Here is a 16957-nt window from a genome sequence, read left to right as displayed (position 1 = left end):
CTCCCCTCGCTGAGCGAGGGGATTCCTGGCTCAGACGGCCTCGGGGAACAGCGTTCCCCGAGGTCTTACGCCCTCGGCACCAGCCGGGATGAGACCAGCCCGGACCAGCATCACGCGCGCGGAGTTCTTGTCCCTGGGGGACACCGTGCCGCACGTGGTGCAGGTGTAGGTACGTTCCGAAAGAGGAAGTGCGTGCTTGGTTCTCGCTCCGCACGACGCGCAGTCCATGGTGGTGTGCGCGGGATGCACGAGGCGGACGTCCCGCCCGTGCTTGTGGCCCATCTCCAGCAGCGCCGCCTTCGTTGCGCCGATTGCGGCATCCGCCGCCTTGCGCGCCATGGTGGTACGGCTGAGGAACTTGGGCCGGAAGTCCTCAACAGCGATCGCGTCGTGGTCGCGCACGACGCGCCTGGCCCACTTGCGGGCAGTGTCCTGCCGCTGTCGGGCGATCTTCGCGTAAGTCTTCGCCCGCCACTCCTTGGCCTTGCGGTAGCCCCTGGACCCGGCGTGGCCCTTCTTCGGCTTACGACGAGCCATCATCCTGTCGTAGCGGGTCAGCTTGGTCTGAGCCTTCCGGCCGTGCTGGGCGTGAGGGAGGTCGTGGGCGTCGGACGTGGTGGTGGCGGTCTCCTTCACTCCCCAGTCCACACCGAGCACCGCGCCGGCCGCGGGGAGGGGCTGCGTTTCTGTGGCGACGACGAACGACGCGTACCAGTGCCCCACCGCGTCCCGGTACACCCGCACCGACGACGGCACGGCCGGAAGATCCCGGGACCACACCACGGTCAGCATGATGCCGCCCGCGAGATGCAGGCGGTCGTCCTTCAGACGGAAGCCCCGGGTCGTGTAGTTCAGCGTGGGCAGTGCCTCGCGCTTCTTCTTCACCTTGGGCATCCCGGCGCGTTGCCGCATGGGCAGGCGCAGGTCGATGTCCTTCAGTGCCTTGGAGCGGGACTTGGCGAAGTCCCGGATGATCTGCTGCTGCGGCACAGAGGCGCCGTCGCGGAGCCACTGCGTGCGCGCGCGGGCTTCGGTCAGCATCTTGTCGAGTTGCGCCGGGCCGCACGTCAGCCTGTCTTCGGGGTGTGCCCGGTTGCGGGCGTGCACGGCGCGGGACTTGGCGATGCATTCGTTCCAGGCCCACCGGCATCGGTCCCACTCGGCGAGCAATGCCGCGCGGGCCGTGGACGACACCCGGAGCCGGTAGGTGTACCGGGCGTGCCCGGCGCCCTCCGAAACCTTCGTTCGTGTCGCCATGACACCACGCTACCACTGGTTATCTGCTGGAAAGACACTAACCTGGAGTCATGGATGAAGAGAAGCGCATCACGCTCCGTCTGCCCGCCGACCTGCACGAGTGGCTGGTCTCTGAGGCCAAGTCCGCCCGCAGGTCCCTCAACTCCGAGATCGTCTACAGGCTGGAGGCCGAGCGCGTCGCCGCTGAGGCGGGCGCCGGATCGCTCTGACGGCGATCCGGCTCTCCCCGCTTCGCTCCGCAGGAGTCCGGTTCCTCCCCGGGCTGAGGCCTGGGGCATCCTCGGAGGGACCCGGTGAACCGGCAGGCACAGGCGGCGGTGATGTTCCTGGTGGGCGCGGCCCTGCTGCACGCGGGCGGCACCAACCTCTACCTGCGCTACGTCAAGGCGGGCCTGCAGCCGCTGGTGCTGGCCGCGGGCGCCGTCCTGATCGTCTCGGCACTGGCGACGGCCTGGTACGAGTGGAAGCGCGCCCGCGCCCGGAAGGAGGCCGCACCCGAGACACAGCACGAGGCGCAGTCCCACGCACAGCACGAGGCACAGCCCGAGGTACATGCGCATCCGGAACCCCGGATCTCCTGGCTGCTGGTCCTTCCGCTCCTCGCCCTGATCCTCGTCGCCCCGCCCGCGCTCGGCTCCTACAGCGCGCTGCGCACCGGCACGGCCCTGCAACAGCCGTACGGCTACCTGAAGTTGCCCAAGTCCGACCCGATGCCGCTCAACCTCGTCGACTACGCGGGCCGCGCGGTCTACGACCACGGCCGCTCGCTGGCCGGCCGCCAGGTCCGGATCGCCGGTTTCGTGGCCGTCGACTCGGCCGGCACCCCGTATCTCGTCCGCATGGCCCTCAACTGCTGTGCGGCGGACGCCCAGCCGGTGAAGGTGGGCCTGACCGGCAAGATCCCCCCGGTCCTGCAGCCGGACGCCTGGCTCCAGGTGACGGGCACCTACACCACCAAGCAGACCCGCGACCCGGTGAACAACGGCCCGATCCCGTTCCTCCAGGTCACCGACGCCAAGCCGATCCCGACCCCGGCCGACCCGTACGACGAGACCTGGAACAACTGACCCCGTGTTACGCTCCGCCTGCTCTGCGGCCGGGGACCGCAGTCCAGGGGGAGGAACACACGTGAACAGGCTCAGGAACGGGGCTGCCCTGCTGCTGGCGGGCGCGCTGGTGACGACGCTGCCGGCGGTCGCGGCGGCCGACGGCACCCCGGTCGACCCGGCCCTGCCGACGCCCACCGTGCCGGCCGGCACGAGCTGCGGCAGCGCGGACAGCCCGGTCTGGAGCACCGTCTCCACCCCGCCGCCCGCGGGCTTCTCCGTGCAGATCGGGATTCCGCGGCCGATGGTGAACGGGGTGTCGTACCAGGGGGTCGTGCACGCCTGGGACGCGGACGGCACACAGTCGGCGGACGGCTCCGCCGACCGCCTGCCGGTGACCTCCCAGTCCGTGTACGTCCCGCTGGCCCTGACGGACGGTCACACCTACGGCTGGGACGCCTCGACGTACGACGGCACGTCCTACTCCGTCCCGACCGACCCCTGCTACTTCCGCCTGGACGGCAGCGCGCCGGTCGTCCCGGCCGTGACCAACCCGGACTTCCCGCCGGAGGGGACCCCGAAGAAGGCGGCCGGCCAGCCCACCACGTTCAGCCTCTCCGCCGCCGAGTCCCTGCCCGCGGGCTGCGCGGCGGCGGACGGCCCGGACTGCGCGGCCAGCGGCCTGGACCACTTCGTCTACGGCCTGAACCAGGAGCCCGGCATCGGCGCCCCGGAGCTGCCGGCCGACTCGGCGGGCCGGGCGAGCCTGACGGTCGCGCTGCAATGGGGTGTCTACACCCTGTACGTCGAAGCGGTGGACGCGGCGGGCAACCACTCCCCGACCGCCGCATACACGTTCACGGTTCCGTACCAGCTCCCGCCCGCGGCCACCGACCTGACCCTCGCCACGAACGCGTCCTCGTACGACTACGGTGCGACGGCGAAGCTCACCGCCCACCTCGGCCAGACCGACGGGAGCCGTACCGTCGCCCTCTACGCCCAGCCGTACGACGGGAAGAAGACGCTGGTCACGACCGGGCAGGCGGACGCCGACGGGAATCTGACGGCAACGTACAAGGTCACCCGCAGGACCACGTTCAGCGCGGAGTTCGCGGGCGACGACCGCCAGGCCCCCGCCACGGCGGCCCGGACGGTGACCGCGCGAGCCCGGGTGACGGAGTCCCTCACGGGCTCCTACACCACGACCCACTTCGGCAGCACCCTCTACCGCGTCTACCATCACACCGCCAAGGCGAAGCAGACCGCCACGGTCGCCCCGGCCAAGCCGGGCCAGTGCGTCCGCTTCCAGATCCAGCGTTACGCGTCCGGCACCTGGCACACCGAGACCACCTCCGCGTGCCGCGCGCTGACGTCCCAGAGCGCCGCCGCCATGAGCGTGACGCTGACCAGGTCGGCGGGGCAGCGGTTCCGGATCCGGGCCGAGTACGTCCCGAGCAGCAAGGACACCGGGAACCTCGGCACCTGGGGCGCCTGGCAGTACTACGCCGTACGCCACTGATCCCTACCGCTCCCGGAAGAACGCGGCCAGTTTCGCGACGGCCGGGGTGACGTACTCGTCCCGGTCGTAGAGGCCGACGTGCGTCGCGCCGTCGATCCAGTGCAGTTCCTTGGGGCCGGTGACCCGCTGGAACGCGGCCACGCTCATCCAGGAGGTCACCGCCTCTCGTCCGACGATCATCAACAGGGGGCGTGGGGCGAGCAGTTCGAGGGCGTGGAAGGCGTCGAAGCCGGTGATGCGGTCGACGCTGTTCCAGGTGAGCTCCTCGGCGGCGCGGGGGTGTCGGCCGCGTGGGGTGCGGTAGTACTCCCACCCCTCGTGGACGTGCGGCCCGCCGGCGCGTGCCTCGTCCTCGGTGCCGGGGAAGAGCGGGAAGGCCCGGACACCCTCGCCGCGGGCCTCCGCGGTACGCGCCGCCGCGGCCGCGGCCAGCATGCCCCGGAGAACGGCGGGGTCCTGGCCGCCGTCGGCGCCGTGCCGGAACTGGCGGGCGATGTCGACGGCGCTGACGGTGGCGACCGCCCTGATCCGCTGGTCGGTCGCGGCGGCGGCGAGGGCGTACCCGCCGGAGGCGCAGATCCCGAGCGCCGAGATCCGGTCGGGGTCCGCTTCCTCCCGGGTGGTGAGGAAGGAGACGGCGGCCCTGAGGTCCTCGACCCGCTGGGCCGGGTCCTCCAGACCCCGCGGCTCGCCCTCGCTCTCCCCCTGGTGGGCGGCGTCGAAGGCCAGGGTGACGAACCCGTGCTCGGCGAGGCGCCGTGCGTACACCCCGGCGGCCTGCTCCTTCACCCCGGAGCCGGGGTGCCCGACGACGACGGCGGGACGCGGCCCGGTGGTGTCGCCGTCGGGCGTGTACAGGTGGCCGGCGATCTTCAGTCCGGCGCTGGGGAAGGTGACGTGAGTCTGCATGGCCCCCACCGTCGCGCCGCCCGCACCCGGGTGCCAGGGAGGGCCTTGCCTGTGCAAGCCAGTACCAGGCACGGGGGGACGACGGGGCCGACACTGGACCCATGACCCCCGCCGCTCCTACTCCCGCTCCCGCCCCCGGCAATGAACTGGGCGAGTTCCTGCGCGCCCGCCGCGCCGCCCTGACCCCGGAGCGGGCGGGCCTGCCGGACGACGGCCGCCTGCGCCGCGTACCCGGCCTGCGCCGCGAGGAACTGGCCCAGCTGGCGCACGTGAGTATCGACTACGTGGTCCGCCTGGAGCAGGGCCGTACCCGCAGGGTCTCCCGCCCGGTCCTGGACGCCCTGGCCGACGCCCTCCAACTCGCCCCGGACGAAAGGGAGTACCTCCTCACCCTGGCCGACGTCGCCCCCACCGCCGCACCGCGCCGCCCGGGCCGTCCCGAGGTGGCCCCCGGCCTGCGCCAGCTGCTGGCGACGATGCCCGACGTCCCGGCGATGATCCTGAACCGCCGGATGGACGTACTGGCCTGGAACGCCGGGGCGGCCGCCCTCCTCACCGACTTCGCGGCGCTGCCCGGGCCCGAACGCAACCTCATCCGCCTCACCTTCCTGGACGAGGACGTCCGCGCCCGGTACGCGGACTGGCCGCGGGCGGCCCGCGCATGCGTGGCGGTCCTGCGCATGGAGGCGGGCCGCGCCCCCGACGACCCGGCCCTGGCCGCCCTCATCGCCGAACTGACCGACCGCGACCGGGACTTCCGCACCTGGTGGGCCACCCACCAGGTGCGCGGCCCTCGTCAGCTCACCAAGACCTACCACCACCCCCTGGCCGGCCCCCTCACCCTGGACGTCCACCAGTTCTCGGTCGACACCCACCCCGACCAGCAACTCATCGCCTACACCCCACCCCCGGACTCCCCGTCCCAGGAGGCCCTGCGCTTCCTGCTCCAGTGGTCGTCCACGGCCCACACCCGCTGACACCGGACGACCGGAGAGGGCCTCGGCGGACCGGTCACGTCCGGCCGACCGTGTCCTGGTCGTCGAGCGGCGTGGCCGGGGTCGGCAGGGGGAGGGGGTGGGCGGTGTTCGTGCGGGTGGTCAGGCGGCGGGCCAGGGGTTCGGTGTAGCGGGCGGTGAGGGGGCCCACGATGACGAGGATCAGGACGTAGGCCGTGGCCAGGGGGCCCAGGGAGGGTTCGATGCCGGCGGTGACGGCGAGGCCGGCGATGACGATGGAGAACTCGCCGCGGGCGACCAGGGTGCCGCCGGCCCGCCAGCGGCCCTTGGCCGGGATCCCGGCGCGTTTCGCGGCCCAGTAACCGGTGGCGATCTTCGTCAGGGTGGTGACGGCCGCCAGGGCGAGCGCGGGCAGCAGGACCGGCGGGATGCTCGACGGGTCGGTGTGCAGGCCGAAGAAGACGAAGAAGACGGCGGCGAACAGGTCGCGGAGGGGAGCGAGGAGGTGGTGGGCGCCCTCGGCCACCTCGCCGGAGAGCGCTATGCCGACGAGGAACGCGCCCACCGCGGCGGACACCTGGAGCTTCTGTGCGATGCCCGCGACCAGCAGGGTCAGGCCCAGGACCACCAGGAGCAGCTTCTCCGAGTCGTCGCTGGAGACGAAACGGGAGATGTGCCTGCCGTAGCGGACCGCGATCAGCAGGACCAGTCCGGCGACGCCGAGGGCGACGGCCAGCGTGAGGCTGCCCGCCGCGAGGCCGACGCCGGCCAGCAGGGCGGTGATGATCGGCAGGTAGACGGCCATGGAGAGGTCTTCGAGGACCAGGATGCTCAGTATCACCGGGGTCTCGCGGTTGCCGAGCCGCCCCAGGTCCCCGAGGACCTTGGCTATGACACCGGAGGAGGAGATCCAGGTGACGCCGGCCAGCACCACGGCCGCCACCGGGCCCCAGCCCAGCAGCAGGGCCATCGCGGCGCCGGGCAGCGCGTTCAGCGCGGCGTCGACCAGGCCCGCCGGGTACTGCGTCCTGAGGTTGGAGACGAGATCGCTGGCCGTGTACTCCAGGCCGAGCATGAGGAGAAGGAGTACGACGCCGATCTCGGCGCCGATCGCGACGAACTCCTCGCTGGTGCCGAGCGGGTAGAGCCCGCCCTCGCCGAAGGCGAGCCCGGCGAGCAGGTAGAGGGGGATGGGCGAGAAGCGGAGGCGTCCGGCGAGCCGGCCGAGCAGGCCGAGACCGAGGATGATCGCACCGAACTCGATCAGGAACACGGAGGAGTCGTGCACGCGGACTCACTCCCGCCCGAGTATCGCGGCGGCCGCGTCGACGCCCTCACGGGTGCCGATCACGATGAGCGTGTCCCCGCCGGCCAGCCGGAAGTCGGGTGTGGGGGAGGGCACCGCCTCGGCGCGGCGCAGCACGGCGACGATGGAGACGCCGGTGTCGGTCCGCATCCGGGTCTCGGCAAGGAGCCGGCCGTTCCAGTACGAGGTGGCGGAGAGTTCGATCCGCTCGGCCACCAGCCCCAGGTCGGTGGTGGACAGCAGGTTCGGGCTGTGGTGCGTCGGCATCAGCGCGTCGATGAGCGCCGCCGTCTCACCCGAGGACAGCCGCAGCGACAGGGCGCAGGCGTCGGGGTCGTCCCGGTGGTAGGCGCTCAGAATCCGTGATCCGTCCCGGTGCGCGACCACGGACACCCTGCCCTGCTCCCGCGTGGCGAGGTCGTAACGAACCCCGATTCCCGGCAACGGCGTCCTGCTCAGGCGTGGAGCCCCCAAGGCTGTCTCCCCCTGTCTCGTCGTGTCGTCCCGCTGTCTCTTTGCTCTTTCTTTAACAACACCTTAACGGGAACAGGGGGAGAGACGGGCCGGGGGCGGTTCAGGACGGGTACGGGACGTAGCAGTCCAGGGCCGGGTGGTACAGCACGTGCCAGGTGCGGCCCTCGACGACTCCGCTGGCCGGCAGGCCGTGGCAGGTCTGGATCCACTCGATCTTCTTCTGCATGACCGTGCCGTAGAACCCGTCGGGGGCGACTTTGGGCGGCTGCCCGCCCCACGCGTTGCTGAGGCACTGAGCCTGTCTGACCGCGGCTCCGGTGGCGCCGTACGTGAGCGTGGGCCGGTAGCCCGATGCCACGTAGGAGCAGCTCTGGCCGGAGGCGGCCGTAGCGGTGTGGGGCACCGCCGGGCCCAGGGCGACGGCCGCGCCCAGTACCGCGGCCGAGGTGAGCAGTCGGTTTCGTCTCATGCCCGCTCCTTCAGGGGCGACTCGACTTCTGCCCATGGTCGCGCGGGAGCGGTGGCCCCCGCGAGTCGGGAGCCCCCGGTCACCTGGAGCCGGGCATGCCCGCCGGCTCCGGTGCTTCCGCCGTCTCCGCCCTCTCCGCCGTCTCCGCCGTCTCCGCCGCCTCGGGGCGTGCCGAACGCCGGTCGCGTACGGCGGTGAGCGCGCCGAGCAGCGCCATGGCCAGGCACCCGAGCAGGACCACGGTGGACGACGCCTTCAGCATCGCCAGCCCGGACCCGGTGAGCAGCACGACCAGGGCCCAGCGCACCGTGGATCCCGCGACCCGGCTGGAGACCAGGGAGCCGAGCAGCACCCCGGGGACGGCACCGATCAGGAGCGTCGCCGCGAGCCCCAGGTCGGCGTCGCCGACGAGCAGGTGGCCCAGGGCGGCCGCGGCCACCATGGGGATGGCCTGCACCAGGTCCGTGCCGACGAGGTGGTTGGCCTTGAGCCGCGGGTGGGCGAGCATCAGCATCACGATGATCAGGGAGCCCGAGCCGACCGAGGTCATCCCGACGATCACCCCGCCCACCAGCCCGATGAGCAGCGTGGCCACCGGCCGTACGGGGACCCGGGCGTCCTCCCCGTCCTCCCCGGCCTCGCCGTCCGCTGCGCTGCGGCGGCGGTCCAGCCACATGCGGGCGAGCATGCCCACGACGGCGAGCATCAGGGCCGTACCGACGACGTACTTGACGCGCTGTTGCAGGTCGTCGCCGTCGCCGAGCGCGCGGAGCAGGAAGACACCGCCGAAGGCGGCCGGGACGGCGGTCGGCAGCAGCCAGCGCACGATGTCCCAGCGCACCGTGCCGGCCCGCTGGTGGACCAGCGCGCCGAACGGCTTCATGAACACGGACGCGGCCAGGTCGCTGCCGATGGCCGCGGTGGGATTCACCCCGAACACCATCACCATGATCGGCGTCATGAGCGCTCCGCCGCCCATGCCGGTGAGCCCCACGGCGAAGCCGACCAGGGCTCCCGCGATGACGATCGGAAGGGTGGAATCCATGGTGGGGGACCTTAGCCACCATTCCTATGGGAAACGTATGGAACCCCTCCGGTTTCAGTGCCCGCAAGCCGTCCCGCCCGACTGAAACCGGGCTGAAGCCGCGCTGAACCGCCGCGGCCGCACGCTCTGCGGCATGACGACGAACGAACACGAACACGAACTCGCGATCGCGGCCACCGGGCTGCGCAAGGCCTACGGGGACAAGACCGTCCTCGACGGCATCGACATCCGGGTGCCCGCCGGCACGATCTTCTCCCTCCTCGGGCCGAACGGCGCGGGCAAGACCACGGCGGTCAACATCCTGTCCACCCTGATCTCCGCCGACGGCGGCGAGGCCCGGATCGCCGGGCACGATCTCACCGCCGAGGCCCAGCAGGTACGGGCCGCCATCGGGGTCACCGGCCAGTTCTCCGCCGTGGACGGACTGATCACCGGCGAGGAGAACATGCTCCTCATGGCCGACCTGCACCACCTCTCCAAGCAGCGGGGACGGCAGGTCACCGCCGAACTGCTGGAGCGGTTCGACCTCACCGAGGCCGCGAAGAAGCCCGCCTCCACCTACTCCGGCGGCATGAAGCGCCGGCTCGACATCGCCATGACCCTGGTCGGCAGCCCGCGGATCATCTTCCTCGACGAGCCGACCACCGGCCTCGACCCGCGCTCCCGCCACACCATGTGGCAGATCATCCGCGAGCTGGTCTCCGGCGGCACCACCGTCTTCCTCACCACCCAGTACCTGGAGGAGGCCGACCAGCTCGCCGACCGCATCGCGGTGCTCAACGGCGGCCGGCTCGTCGCCGAGGGCACCGCCGAGGAGCTGAAGCGGCTGGTGCCCGGCGGTCACGTACGGCTGCGGTTCACCGACCCGGTGGCGTACGAGCAGGCGGCCACCGCGCTCCGCGAGACCACCCGCGACGACGAGGCCCTCACCCTGCAGATCCCCAGCGGCGGAAGCCAGCGCGAGCTGCGCGCCATCCTCGACTGGCTCGACGCCGCCGGCATCGAGGCCGAGGAGATGTCCGTGCACACCCCGGACCTGGACGACGTGTTCTTCGCCCTGACCGGCAACCCCGTGACCGCCACCGACAAGACCGACAAGACCGGCAAGGAGACCGTCCGATGAGCACCGCTTCCTACGCCCTCCGCGACAACCTCACCATGCTGCGGCGCAACCTCCTGCACGCCCGCCGCTACCCCTCCCTCACCCTGAACCTCCTGCTCACCCCGGTCATCCTGCTGCTGCTCTTCGTCTACGTCTTCGGCAACGTGATGAGCGCCGGCATCACCGGCGGCCACGCCGACCGGTCCGAGTACGTCGCCTACCTGGTCCCCGGCATCCTCTTCCTGACCGCGGCCATGACCTCGCTCGGCACCGCGGTGGCCGTGGCCACCGACATGACCGAGGGCATCATGGCCCGCTTCCGCACCATGGCGATCTCCCGCGCCTCCGTGCTGATCGGCCATGTCATCGGCAGCGTGATCCAGACGATGATGGCCCTGGTCCTCGTCCTGGGCATCGGACTGGCCATCGGGTTCCGGCCCGACGCGTCGCCGGTGGAGTGGCTCGCGGCGGCCGGCCTGATGGCCCTGGTCAGCCTCGCGCTGACCTGGCTCGCCGTCGGCATCGGTCTGATCAGCCCCAACGCCGAGGGCGCCAGCAACATCGGGACGCCGCTGGTGATGCTGCCGTTCCTGTCCAGCGCCTTCGTGCCGGTGGACGCCATGCCGGGCTGGTTCCGCTGGTTCGCCGAGTACCAGCCCTTCTCGCCCTTCATCGAGACCCTGCGCGGGCTGCTGCTGGGCAGCGGGATCGGCACGAAGAACGCGGTGCTCGCCCTCGCCTGGGGCCTGGGCCTGACCGTGCTCGGCTACCTGTGGTCCAAGGCGCGGTTCAACCGTGAGCCCCGGCAGTGAGCTCGTGCAGCACCTGCCGGGCCGCCGGCCGCAGCTGATCCCGCCCCAGGGCCGCGTACTCCGACCTCGCGTCGGCGTACGCGGCCCCGTCCGCGTTCTCGGCCGCCTCCCGGGACCTGGCCGAGGAGAGGGTGGGCAGGTCCCGCATCACCGGCAGCCGCTCCGCCAGCGCCAGCAGCCGTACCGCCGCCGTGTCGCCACGGGCCAGCCCCGCGTGGCCGAGCGCGAGCAGCACCGCGCCGTAGACCGGCAGTTCCAGCAGGTCCCCGGCACCGGAAACGTCGCCGGACAGCATCCCGAGCAGCCGTTCCCGCAGCTGCCCGGCCAGCTCGGCGACCGGCTCCAGCCGGCCGTGCTGCGCGTGCGCGGCGAGCGCGGCCGCCTGCAGGTGGAGAGACCACGAGTCCAGGAAGGGATCGTCCGCGGCCTGCGCACTGGCCTCCCGGATCCCGAGCGCCGCCTGCCGCCAGAGGCCGAGGCCGACCTCGGTCAGCCCCCGGGCCAGCGCGATCTCCGCCCGGGCCTGGAGCAGTTCGGGTGTGAAGGCCTGCGGGGAGTCCGGCAGCCGGTCAGGGGCGGCGCGGCCCAGCCAGTACTCCGCCTCCTCGATCTCCCCGCGCTGCAGACAGGCGGACACCAGCGCGTAGCGGACGCCGATCGCGTCCGACCAGGTACCGGCCTCACCGAGCGCGTCCGCGGCCCGGAGATGGTCGTACGCCTCCGCGCCGCGCTCCGTCTTGAGGCACAGCTCGCCGATCCGCCCATGGCTGAGCAGCATCATGATCGGGTTGCCGAGCGGCCCCACCGCGGTGACCATCCGGCGCGCGTACTGGAGGGCGCGCTCCGTCTCGTGCGCGGATTCCCACAGGTAGCTGGCGACGCCCGCCGCGATGCCCGCCAGCAGCGGCTCGCCGGCGTCGCACAGCTTCTCCAGCCGCTCGTACCGCGGCGGGTGCATGTCCGGTACCGCGCACAGCACGGCGGCCAGCGCCCGCGGCACGGTGTCCGCCGGGACCGGCGGCAGGCGGCGCAGTGTGACGAGCTGGCGTACGGCGTGCGGGCCGTAGCCCATGAAGAGACCGGCCGCGCATATCGCCGCCGCGCTCCGGGCCGCCTCCACGTCCTCGGGATGCTCCGGTCCCGGGCGGAAACGGGACAGCGGCCCGCCGGTCTCGGCGGCGAGGGTGACGAACCGGGAGTAGCTGTTGCCGACGGACCACAGGGAGGCCAGTACGGCGGTGACGGCGGCGGTGGCCGGCCCGTCGGCGCGGGCCAGGGCGTGCCGCAGCGCGAGGACGAGGTTGTCCTGCTCGGCGCGGACGCGGTCGAAGGAGGACAGCGCGTCGCTGCCGTACATCCCGGCGTGGTGCGCCCGGCCGAAGTCCCGGGCCCAGGCGAGGAACCGGCCCGTCACGGCCTCGCTCTCATCCGCCTCCGCCCGCCGGGCGGCGCCGAACTCCCGCAGCGTCTCCAGCATGTGGAAGCGCACCCCGGCAGGGCCCTCACCCACCTTGAGCAGCGACTGACCGGCCAGCTGCTCCAGCAGATCCATCGCGTCGCCGCCCCCGCCCCCGCCCCCGCCCCCGCCCTCGCCCCCGCCTTCGGTCTCGGCCTCGCCGAGCACGTACTCCGCCGCGGCCGCGTCGAAGCCGCCGGGGAACACCGACAGCGCACGGAGCGCCGCCCGTCCCTCGGGCTCCAGCAGGTTCCAGCTCCACTCGACCACGGCCCGCAGGGTGCGATGCCGTTCGGGCGCGTCCCGGGCGCCGCCGCGCAGCAGCGCGAAACGGTCCCGCAGCCGGTGCGCGATGTCGGCCACCGAGAGCACCCGCACCCGGGCCGCGGCCAGCTCCACGGCCAGCGGCAGCCCGTCCAGATGACGGCAGATCTCGGCGACCCGGTCGGCGGGCAGGTCCACGCCGGGCCGGGCGGCCCGCGCCCGCTGCCCGAAGAGCTCGACGGAGGTCGCCAGGGACAGCTCCGGCAGGGCGTACACGGACTCCGAGGTCAGGCCGAGCGGGGCCCGGCTGGTGGCGAGCACCCGCAGCTCCTTCGACCGCGACACCAGCGCCTGTACGAGAGCGGCCGCGCCGGCGAGCACGTGCTCGCAGTTGTCGAGGACCAGCAGCGCGGGGCCGGGCCCGAGCGCGGCGACGATCCCGCTCACCGCGTCCTTGCCGCCGCCCGGGAGCTGACGGCCCTCCCCGCCGCCGACGGCCGAGGCGACCTCGTCGGCCACGTCGTCGTCGGTGACACCGGCCAGCGTGACGAAGTGGACGACGGGCTGTTCGGCCGCCCGGCTCACCGCGTGCGAGAGCCGGGTCTTGCCGAGCCCGCCCGGCCCGACGACGGTGACCACCCGGGCGCCGCGCAGCAGCCCGGTCACGGCGGTGACGTCGGCGTCCCGGCCCAGCAGCGGGTTCGGCTCGTGCGGCACCCCGTGCCGGACCGGTGCCACGTCCGCACTCAGCAACTCCTGGTGCACAGCCCGGAGTTGCGGCCCCGGATCGCTCCCCAGCTCGTCCCGCAACCGGCGCCGGTAGCCGTCGTACCGGGTCAGCGCCGCGGCCCGCCCCGCGCCGGCGGCCTCGCAGCGCAGCAGTTCCGCCAGCACCTCCTCGTCCCGCGGGAGCTCCCGGTTCAGCTCGGCCAGCGGTGCGGTGGCCGCCGCCCGCCGACCCAGCCGGGCGAGGGCGAGGGCGTGGGAGCGCACCAGCGCCCGGTGCGCCCGCAGCCGCTCGGCCCGCAGCGCGACCACCGGGTCGTGCAGCTCCTCGTCCGCCCCGGCGCCCACGCTCCCGTCCCACAGCGCCAGCCCCGCCCCGGCCTCCGCCAGGGCGCCCTCGTGGTCCCCGGCCCGCGCCCGCTCGGCGCTCGCGGCCTCGTGCACGAGCAGCGCGGAACTGTCGACCTGCGTCTCGTCCAGCCCCAGCCGGTACCCCGTCGGCGTGCTCAGGACCAGCTCGGCACCCAGCTGCGACCTGAGCCGGGACACCAGGATCTGCACCGCCTTGCCCGGCCGCTCCGGCAGCTCGTCCGGCCACAGCCCCTCCACCAGCCGGCCGGTGCTGCAGCCGGTGCGCAGATCCTCCGCGAGCAGCGCCAGCAGCCCGCGCAGCCGGGGCGCGGTGATCTCCCGTCCACGACAGGCGACTCGGGGCAGGAGGGTCAGCTCGGGGGTCTCGGTCACCCGTGCAGACTAAGCGGGTCCGGCGAAGTCCGCTGCGGTTCTGCAGCGCCCCGAAGGGGCGCGGGGCTGTATCCATATGCGGCTCCGCCGCGTGGGCGCGACCAGCCACGACGGCGCCGCGGTCGGCACACGGCCTATCGCAGCACTTTCAGCGGAGCGCTCAGTTGCGAGCCGTGCGCCGGCCGAAGGTCCGCTCGAACGACACCGACGCGGCCTCCTCACGCCACTGCACCGCGGCCTTCGCGCTCGCGTCGAGCAGGGCCCGGCACTCCGCGCCCGGCGCACGCCCGCTGCCGGGGAGCTGCCCGGCGCAGGCGGCGACCGGGCGGTAGCCGTCGCGGGTGGGGTTGCCCTGCCAGAGGCTGCGGCCGGGAAGGAAGGCGTACTCCAGGGAGGCACGGGCCAGGTCCTTGAGCTCCGGGTACGTCAGGCCGTAGGTCTCGGCGGCGTACTGGTACTCGTGGCTGATGTCGGTGCGGGAGACGCCGGGGTCGTCGGTGGCCAGGACGACCGGCACCCCGTACGACCGGTAGGTGTTGAAGGGGTGCGCGGCGCCGCGCACCCCGAGGATCTGCGCGTTGCTGGTGAAGGGCACCTCGACGGCGATCCGCCGGGCGGCCATCGTGCGGGCCGTGCGCTGCCAGTCGTCCTCGTGGCGGAGGTCCACGCCGTGGCCGATGCGCTCGGCGCCGGCGATGTCCACGGCTTCCCGGATGTGGAACCGCAGGTCCTCCGGTGGCACCAGTCCGGGCCGCAACTCGCCCGCGTGCAGGGTGACATGGGCCTTCGGGTAGACCGTGTGCAGGTATCTCACCATGCGCATCTGCAGGGTGTAGTCGGCCAGCGCGACGGGCCCGTCCTCGGGCTGGACGAGGTTGACGGCGAGGAAGCGGGGATCGCGTTCGGCGAGCCGCATGCCGAGGGCCAGCTCGGTGAAGACGCGTTCGCGGGACTCGCCGCGGAAGGCCTGGTAGACGAAGCGCACGGTGAGCCGGCAGCCGGGGCGGGGGCGGTCGGTGCCGCAGCGGGCGGCGGCCCGGAACTCGGCGTCGGCGTCGTCCGTCGCCCGGCGCGCGTCGGCGACCACCTCGTCGAGCCGGCCGCCGTCGAGGAGCCTGGCGTGCAGGGCGGCGAGGTCGGGGTCCCAGCCGACCTCGTCGGCGAGCTGCTCGGCGCGGTCGGAGGCCGGGTTGACCATGGTCTCCAGATAGAACTGGTGCTGCGCCGCGACCGAGTCGGCGACCTGGGCGAGCACCTTGCCCGGGTGGAGCGCGGGCACCAGCCCGAACTTGTCGAACGTGGCGAAGAAATGGTCGTGGCCGCTCTGGTCCGGCGGGAAGTCGTACATGGACCAGGCCCGGAGGATCGCCTCGCGGAAGTCACGGTCGCTGCGGGCGTCGACGGCCGGCCGGGTGCCGGGGCCGCAGGGCGGTACGACGGCGGTCAGCGTCGCGGTGTCGACGCACAGCCCGTCCTCGGCGGCGAGCGCGATCAGGTACTCGGTCCTGACCGCGCCGAAGAGGTGGTTGTGCAGGTCGCCGCCCTTGGGCAGCTTCAGGAAGAACCTGCGCAGGGCTCGGGGGTCCGGGGCCGTCGTCCGCACCGACGCCAGGTACGCGTCCGTGCGGGCCTCGGCGTCCGTCGGCGGGCGTTGTCCCGATCGGGCCTCGGTCTGTGCGACCGCGGGCGGTGCGGCCGACAGACAGGCCAGCAGGCAGCAGCAGAGCAGGGTCAGGGCCGCGGCGAGAGCGCGGGCAAGAACGCGGGCGAGGACCGGGTGCCGGGCGGCGGCTGCGACGGCGGGCGCCGTGCGGCGGGGGCGGTCGGCGGTGCGGGTGCCGTCGTAGGTCGTCACGGACCGATGATCATCAAGTCGGTCCGGCCGGGACGGGACAGCCACGCGGCACGCACCGCGGAGCCACCCGAGCGGGCGCAGCGGTGCGTGCCCGGCGACCGTCCCGTGGGTCAGACGCCGGCCGTCCCGTGGGTCAGACGCCGGCCGGCGGGCGGTCCGCCGTGACGACGTAGTAGTCCAGCAGGCCGTCGCGGTAGGCCGGCAGGAAGTTGCGCGGCCACTGCACGGGCAGGTCGACGCCGGCCAGGAAACGGTCCAGGCCCGGCCAGACATGGGCGCCGATCGACTCGGCTCGTACGGCGGTCAGGCCGGCGGTGTCGAGGGCGTCGAGCAGGGACACCAGCGGGTGGGCCACGTCCAGGCCGGACGCGAAGCTCTCCAGCCGCGCGGCCAGTTCCCCGCCCGCGTTCTCGGCACCGGCCGGCAGGAAGAAGCTGGTGACGGCCAGCCGGCCGCCGGGGCGCAGCACGCGGGCGGCCTCGCGGACGAACGCGGGCAGGTCGCGGAAGTGCTGGGCGGCCTCCACCGAGTACAGCAGGTCGAACCGGCCGTCCTCGAACGGCATCCGCTCCGCCGCCCCGTGCGCGAAGCCGAGCCGCTCCGGCGCGCGGGCGAGCAGGCCGGCGTTGGCCCGGCGGGCCCGCTCCAACTGCTCGGGGTGGATGTCCAGACCGGTCACGGCGGCGAACCCGAACTCCTCCAGCGCGAGCGCGGCGCCGATCCCCAGCCCGCAGCCGACCTCGACCCCACGGGCGTTTGCCCCGTCGAGGGTGCCGAGCACGTGACGGTAGAGGTTGCGCTGGCTGCGGACCCGGTCCTCGGCGGTCAGCGGGCGGTCCAGCGGAATCCCGTCCCAGTGGCCGAAGTTGATGAATCCGCCCGCGAACGCCGGTGCGGAGCTGAGGTCCTGGGGTCCGTAGACGGCACGCACGGCGGGCGCGACGGCGAGGTCGCGGATGGGGTCCACGTGATCTCCTTCTCCACGATTTCTCCGGGACGAATGTGCCCGACCCGGAC

General features: G+C 73.1%; 15 protein-coding genes. 6 read left to right on the top strand and 9 right to left on the bottom strand.

Going from position 1 to position 16957, the window contains the following annotated elements; genetic code table 11:
• Window positions 1-30: 30 nt before the first annotated feature.
• Entirely contained in the window at window positions 31-1257 is a 1227-nt protein-coding gene (locus tag SSP29_RS09020; protein ID WP_089100026.1) for an RNA-guided endonuclease InsQ/TnpB family protein, read from the bottom strand.
• 50 nt (window positions 1258-1307) lie between these two features.
• Here SSP29_RS09020 and SSP29_RS09015 point away from each other — a divergent pair, with 50 nt between their 5' ends.
• From SSP29_RS09015 to SSP29_RS09005, 3 genes are all read left to right on the top strand, one after another.
• Window positions 1308-1466, top strand: a complete 159-nt coding sequence (locus tag SSP29_RS09015; protein ID WP_089100025.1) for an Arc family DNA-binding protein — start codon at window positions 1308-1310, stop codon at window positions 1464-1466.
• A gap of 84 nt (window positions 1467-1550) precedes the next feature.
• The gene (locus SSP29_RS09010) at window positions 1551-2324 is read left to right on the top strand and encodes a TIGR03943 family putative permease subunit (protein ID WP_089100024.1); all 774 of its coding nucleotides are present in this window, start codon (window positions 1551-1553) and stop codon (window positions 2322-2324) included.
• A 61-nt stretch (window positions 2325-2385) separates the two neighbouring features.
• Window positions 2386-3822: an Ig-like domain-containing protein gene (locus SSP29_RS09005; RefSeq protein ID WP_089100023.1), complete on the top strand. Its 1437-nt coding sequence runs from the start codon at window positions 2386-2388 to the stop codon at window positions 3820-3822.
• A gap of 3 nt (window positions 3823-3825) precedes the next feature.
• Here the strand turns inward: SSP29_RS09005 and SSP29_RS09000 are convergent, their stop codons facing one another.
• On the bottom strand, window positions 3826-4731 hold the full coding sequence (locus SSP29_RS09000; protein ID WP_089100022.1) for an alpha/beta hydrolase: 906 nt from the start codon (window positions 4729-4731) through the stop codon (window positions 3826-3828).
• Window positions 4732-4832: 101 nt separating this feature from the next.
• Here SSP29_RS09000 and SSP29_RS08995 point away from each other — a divergent pair, with 101 nt between their 5' ends.
• Window positions 4833-5708, top strand: a complete 876-nt coding sequence (locus SSP29_RS08995) for a helix-turn-helix transcriptional regulator (RefSeq protein WP_089100021.1) — start codon at window positions 4833-4835, stop codon at window positions 5706-5708.
• Window positions 5709-5742: 34 nt separating this feature from the next.
• On the opposite strand, the gene SSP29_RS08990 is transcribed toward SSP29_RS08995, so the two are convergent.
• The 4 genes from SSP29_RS08990 to SSP29_RS08975 all read right to left on the bottom strand — a co-directional run bounded on the left by SSP29_RS08990 (window position 5743) and on the right by SSP29_RS08975 (window position 8981).
• Window positions 5743-6975, bottom strand: coding sequence for a cation:proton antiporter (locus tag SSP29_RS08990; protein WP_089100020.1), 1233 nt, complete (start codon window positions 6973-6975; stop codon window positions 5743-5745).
• 6 nt (window positions 6976-6981) lie between these two features.
• On the bottom strand, window positions 6982-7467 hold the full coding sequence (locus tag SSP29_RS08985; protein ID WP_089100019.1) for a cation:proton antiporter regulatory subunit: 486 nt from the start codon (window positions 7465-7467) through the stop codon (window positions 6982-6984).
• Between the two features lie 100 nt (window positions 7468-7567).
• A complete protein-coding gene (locus SSP29_RS08980; protein WP_167449887.1) occupies window positions 7568-7936 on the bottom strand; it encodes a peptidoglycan-binding domain-containing protein in 369 nt (122 codons plus the stop codon).
• A gap of 79 nt (window positions 7937-8015) precedes the next feature.
• Window positions 8016-8981 (bottom strand): sulfite exporter TauE/SafE family protein, encoded by a 966-nt coding sequence (locus SSP29_RS08975; protein WP_089100017.1) that lies wholly within the window; start codon window positions 8979-8981, stop codon window positions 8016-8018.
• A 133-nt stretch (window positions 8982-9114) separates the two neighbouring features.
• Here SSP29_RS08975 and SSP29_RS08970 point away from each other — a divergent pair, with 133 nt between their 5' ends.
• Window positions 9115-10104, top strand: a complete 990-nt coding sequence (locus SSP29_RS08970) for an ATP-binding cassette domain-containing protein (RefSeq protein WP_089100016.1) — start codon at window positions 9115-9117, stop codon at window positions 10102-10104.
• Complete coding sequence (locus tag SSP29_RS08965; RefSeq protein WP_089100015.1) at window positions 10101-10895, top strand: ABC transporter permease; 795 nt, start codon at window positions 10101-10103, stop codon at window positions 10893-10895. The genes SSP29_RS08970 and SSP29_RS08965 overlap by 4 nt, the downstream gene beginning before the upstream one ends.
• On the opposite strand, the gene SSP29_RS08960 is transcribed toward SSP29_RS08965, so the two are convergent.
• From SSP29_RS08960 to SSP29_RS08950, 3 genes are all read right to left on the bottom strand, one after another.
• Window positions 10873-14085, bottom strand: coding sequence for an ATP-binding protein (locus SSP29_RS08960; RefSeq protein WP_089100014.1), 3213 nt, complete (start codon window positions 14083-14085; stop codon window positions 10873-10875). The genes SSP29_RS08965 and SSP29_RS08960 overlap by 23 nt on opposite strands.
• A gap of 160 nt (window positions 14086-14245) precedes the next feature.
• On the bottom strand, window positions 14246-15820 hold the full coding sequence (locus SSP29_RS08955) for an adenosine deaminase family protein (protein WP_174855954.1): 1575 nt from the start codon (window positions 15818-15820) through the stop codon (window positions 14246-14248).
• Window positions 15821-16073: 253 nt separating this feature from the next.
• Complete coding sequence (locus SSP29_RS08950) at window positions 16074-16907, bottom strand: class I SAM-dependent methyltransferase (RefSeq protein WP_089100012.1); 834 nt, start codon at window positions 16905-16907, stop codon at window positions 16074-16076.
• Window positions 16908-16957 lie beyond the last annotated feature (50 nt).

Origin of the sequence: Streptomyces hyaluromycini (genome assembly GCF_002217755.1) — a bacterium.
Taxonomy (GTDB): domain Bacteria; phylum Actinomycetota; class Actinomycetes; order Streptomycetales; family Streptomycetaceae; genus Streptomyces; species Streptomyces hyaluromycini.
The sequence above is the reverse complement of the archived record's forward strand: the minus strand, read 5'-3'. Positions and strand labels throughout refer to the sequence as shown.

What these genes read in the sequence shown, in the direction of transcription:
- SSP29_RS09000 (WP_089100022.1), bottom strand. Translation starts at nt 4,731, where the DNA reads ATGCAGACTCACGTCACCTTCCCCAGCGCCGGACTGAAGATCGCCGGC.
- SSP29_RS09015 (WP_089100025.1), top strand. Translation starts at nt 1,308, where the DNA reads ATGGATGAAGAGAAGCGCATCACGCTCCGTCTGCCCGCCGACCTGCAC.
- SSP29_RS08970 (WP_089100016.1), top strand. Translation starts at nt 9,115, where the DNA reads ATGACGACGAACGAACACGAACACGAACTCGCGATCGCGGCCACCGGG.
- SSP29_RS08965 (WP_089100015.1), top strand. Translation starts at nt 10,101, where the DNA reads ATGAGCACCGCTTCCTACGCCCTCCGCGACAACCTCACCATGCTGCGG.
- SSP29_RS09020 (WP_089100026.1), bottom strand. Translation starts at nt 1,257, where the DNA reads ATGGCGACACGAACGAAGGTTTCGGAGGGCGCCGGGCACGCCCGGTAC.
- SSP29_RS08975 (WP_089100017.1), bottom strand. Translation starts at nt 8,981, where the DNA reads ATGGATTCCACCCTTCCGATCGTCATCGCGGGAGCCCTGGTCGGCTTC.
- SSP29_RS08980 (WP_167449887.1), bottom strand. Translation starts at nt 7,936, where the DNA reads ATGAGACGAAACCGACTGCTCACCTCGGCCGCGGTACTGGGCGCGGCC.
- SSP29_RS08995 (WP_089100021.1), top strand. Translation starts at nt 4,833, where the DNA reads ATGACCCCCGCCGCTCCTACTCCCGCTCCCGCCCCCGGCAATGAACTG.